Raw genomic sequence first — 562 nt, 5'->3', positions numbered from 1 at the left:
ACGATGCACCTTGCGTATGTTCTGGGTCAGCAAGATGATATCGACACCATAGTGACGGTGTATCGAAAACCACTCAAGAATCGCAGCCGGAAGCCCACGAGATGGCAAGCTCATATGAGCCTCATCAACAATGTACAAAGGCCCCTGTCCTTTCTCATTTCGCCACTCATCGGAGTAATCTTCAATCTGACTAAAAGGCCGACTTGTAGAGCCAAAATCCGTCAATCGACCATCAACTATCTTTATTAGGTCGCGCGCATCCTCACCGAATATCTTTACGAACCAATCAACATTAAGCGTAATGTTGGTAATAACTTTACGCCCTTCCTTGATAGCCGGGATGATGTGATAAGCCACAGCCTCGTAAGTCTTACCGCCTCCTGGTCTACCTGCTATTGCATAAATCATGAACCTAACCTCGTAAACGGAATGAGTTGAAGCATTAAGCGAACCGTGATTGCTGCAAGGATGATAGAAAGACACTGAGGCAAACCAACCGCAGCCATAACCCAAGACACTGTTGGAGGAATTGAAGTCATATACTGACTCATATCGACAGGCG

2 protein-coding genes are annotated in these 562 nt (G+C 46.3%); both read right to left on the bottom strand.

Annotated features, from left to right (window positions below; translation table 11 throughout):
• On the bottom strand, positions 1-408 hold a 408-nt coding region (locus R7R78_RS28480; RefSeq protein WP_318119781.1), incomplete at its 3' end, for a zonular occludens toxin domain-containing protein.
• On the bottom strand, positions 405-562 hold a 158-nt coding region (locus R7R78_RS28475), incomplete at its 5' end, for a DUF2523 family protein (protein ID WP_318119783.1). The genes R7R78_RS28475 and R7R78_RS28480, both read right to left, overlap by 4 nt.

The sequence above is a fragment of the Vibrio sp. 2134-1 genome (genome assembly GCF_033339495.1).
Note: the sequence above shows the minus strand (reverse complement) of the source record. Positions and strands in the feature narration are given on the sequence as shown.